The organism is Halogeometricum sp. CBA1124 (genome assembly GCF_009741955.1).
GTDB lineage: Archaea > Halobacteriota > Halobacteria > Halobacteriales > Haloferacaceae > Halogeometricum > Halogeometricum rufum.
The window spans coordinates 1-2,553 of sequence record NZ_WPCD01000311.1 but is presented as its reverse complement, the minus strand read 5'-3'; the positions used below and the strand labels follow the sequence as shown (position 1 = coordinate 2,553).

Here is a 2,553-nt window from a genome sequence, read left to right as displayed (position 1 = left end):
CGGGACTCGCCGCTCGCGCCGACGGGCGAGACGGTCCGCGGCCACGAGTTCCACTACTCGGCGGCGACGGCCGCCCCCGACGCCCGCTACGCGTTCGAGGTGGTCCGCGGCGCGGGCGCGACGGCGCGAACGACGGCCTCCTCGAACACCGGACGGTCGGCACCTACGCGCACTTCCACGCCGAGTCCGGCGCGTTCGACGCGTTCGTCGAGTCGGCGCGGCGGTAGTCGGTCCGTCCGGCGGTCCCCCGCGGTCCGCCGGCGTTCGCTCGACGGTCCCCCGCCGTCAGTCCGACTCGTCGGCGCGTTCGACCGCGAACTCGTACGCCGCCCCGTCGATGCGGAGTCGCCGCGTCGTCGACTCGTGCCCCACGACGCCGTCGGCGACGCGTCCGTCCGGAGGACGACGCGTTCGACGCCGGACTCGAAGAACGGCACCGTGTTCCGTATCCCGCGCAGGCCGCCGGCGAACCCGCCCGACTGCATCACCTGTTCGACCAGTCGGACCGTCTCCGCGGCGTCGACGCGCGTCGCCGTCACCGTCGCGTCGGGCGGGTGTTCGCCGTCGCCGTACCGCGGCGACGTGACCGTCACCGTCGCCCCGTCGCGTTCGGCCGTCACGTCGGCCGTCGGTTCGACCGACGCGGGGGCGGCGTCTATCTCGACCAGTGCGCCGGTGGCGTCCGTCTCGTCGCCGTAGCCGGCGACCATCGCGTACCGGCCGCCGCCGAGGTGCCCCGCGTCGAGGCCCTCGTCGTCGCACGGGACGGCGGCCCCGTGGAACGCCCGGAGCGGGAACGACTTCGTCGCCCCCGGCGGGAGGACGCGGCAGTCGGAGGTGTGAATTCGCGGCGCGACGTGGAACCACTCGCCGTCGTGGATGTCATTGGCGCGGGCCGGTCTGGCTGAACACGAACTGGCTGCTCGAACGCGCCTGCGGCGGATGGGTGCGACGGAGATGGCCGACCGGGTGCGCGCTGACTCGCTGTCGTTGCTCGAACGCGAGTACTTCAACCCCGAGACGGGCGCGGGGTGCGGGAGCGACCGCTTCTCGTGGTCGGCGGCGCTGTCGCTCTCGTGGGACGCAGACGAACCGGTCCGGTTCGACAGCGTCTGAGAACTCGTCGCCTTCTTGTCCGCCCGCGCGAAGCGTCACCCATGAGCGACGGCACGAGCGACGAGCGACCCGACTCGCCCGCGGAGACGCGACGGAACACGCCCGGCGGCGGCGTCTCGCCCGCGGCGGCCGACATCGAACCCGCCGCGCCCGACGAGTTCGGTCTCGTGCAGGCGTGGTGGGGCGACGGCAAGGGCAAGACCACCGCCGCGCTGGGGATGGCGTTCCGCGCCGCGGGCCACGGCTACCGCGTCCACCTCCTCCAGTTCATGAAGGGCGGGGCCGACTCCGTCGAGGACGTGCGCGGCGAGTACAACGCCATCGCGGCCCTCCCCGGCATCTCCCACGAGAACACCGGTCACTACGGCTGGAAGGGCCTCATGGACGGCTCCGACGACGACGAACACGCGGCGAAGGCGCGCGCGGCGTTCGCGCGGACGACGGAACTGGCCGACGCCGCGGGCGAGGCGGACCTGACGGCACCGCTCCCCCTCGACGGCCCGCCGGAAGACGGCGTCCACATGCTGGTGCTGGACGAGGTGCTGTACGCCGTCGAGATGGGCCTCGTGGACGAGGCCGAGGTGCTGGAACTGGTCGAATCGAAACCCGCCGACCTCGAACTCGTGCTGACCGGCGGCCACGAGGAGCCGACGTTCCTCCTCGACGCGGCCGACCTGGTGACCGAGGTGCGGAAGGTCAAGCACCCGTTCGACGCCGGGACGCGGGCGCGGAAGGGAACCGAGTACTGATGGGCGACGGCGCGTCCGGTTCGGAACGCGACGGAGACGAGGACGGCGACGCCCGCGGCGCGCGGACGCTCCTCGTCGCGGGCACGGCGAGTCACGTCGGAAAGAGCACCGTCGCCGCCGGCCTCTGCCGACTGTTCGCCGACCGGGGGGGTGAGCGTCGCGCCGTTCAAGGCGCAGAACATGAGCAACAACGCCCGCGCGGTGCCCGTCGCGCCGGCCGTCGCCGGCGGCGGTCGTCGGACGCGGACGCCGCCGACACCGCGCGCACCGGCGACGCGTTCGGCGAAATCGGCGTCTCCCAGTACGTGCAGGCCCGCGCCGCCCGCGTGACGCCGACGACGGACCACAACCCGGTCCTCCTGAAACCCCGCGCTCGAGGGGGAGTCGCAACTCGTCGTGAACGGCCGCCCCGCCGGGAACCACGCCGCGAGCGACTACTACGAGGCTGGCTGGCACCGCGCCCGCGACGCCGCCGCGGCGGCCCACGCGCGACTCGCCGAGCGACACGACGTGGTCGTCGCCGAGGGCGCGGGGTCCATCCGGAGATAAACCTCCACGACCGCGACCTGGCGAACGTCGAGACGGCGCGCTTCGCCGACGCGACGTGATTCTCGTCGCCGACATCGACCGCGGCGGCGCGTTCGCCTCGCTGGTCGGCACGCTCGAACTCGTCCCCGAGGACGTGCGC

The 2,553-nt window shown here is 73.6% G+C and carries 3 protein-coding genes and 2 pseudogenes; all 5 read left to right on the top strand.

The features are described from left to right. Positions 1–227: pseudogene (locus tag GJ632_RS24430) on the top strand (cobyrinic acid a,c-diamide synthase); the annotation flags it as partial. Positions 228–363: 136 nt separating this feature from the next. Beyond that, positions 364–699, top strand: coding sequence for a hypothetical protein (locus GJ632_RS24425; RefSeq protein ID WP_191453928.1), 336 nt, complete (start codon positions 364–366; stop codon positions 697–699). Positions 700–879: 180 nt separating this feature from the next. Beyond that, a complete protein-coding gene (locus GJ632_RS20880) occupies positions 880–1,116 on the top strand; it encodes a hypothetical protein (protein ID WP_197428135.1) in 237 nt (78 codons plus the stop codon). Between the two features lie 41 nt (positions 1,117–1,157). Next, complete coding sequence (locus tag GJ632_RS20875; RefSeq protein WP_191453927.1) at positions 1,158–1,865, top strand: cob(I)yrinic acid a,c-diamide adenosyltransferase; 708 nt, start codon at positions 1,158–1,160, stop codon at positions 1,863–1,865. Beyond that, positions 1,865–2,553 (top strand): annotated as a pseudogene (locus GJ632_RS20870) (cobyric acid synthase CobQ); the annotation flags it as partial. The gene GJ632_RS20875 and the pseudogene GJ632_RS20870, both read left to right, overlap by 1 nt.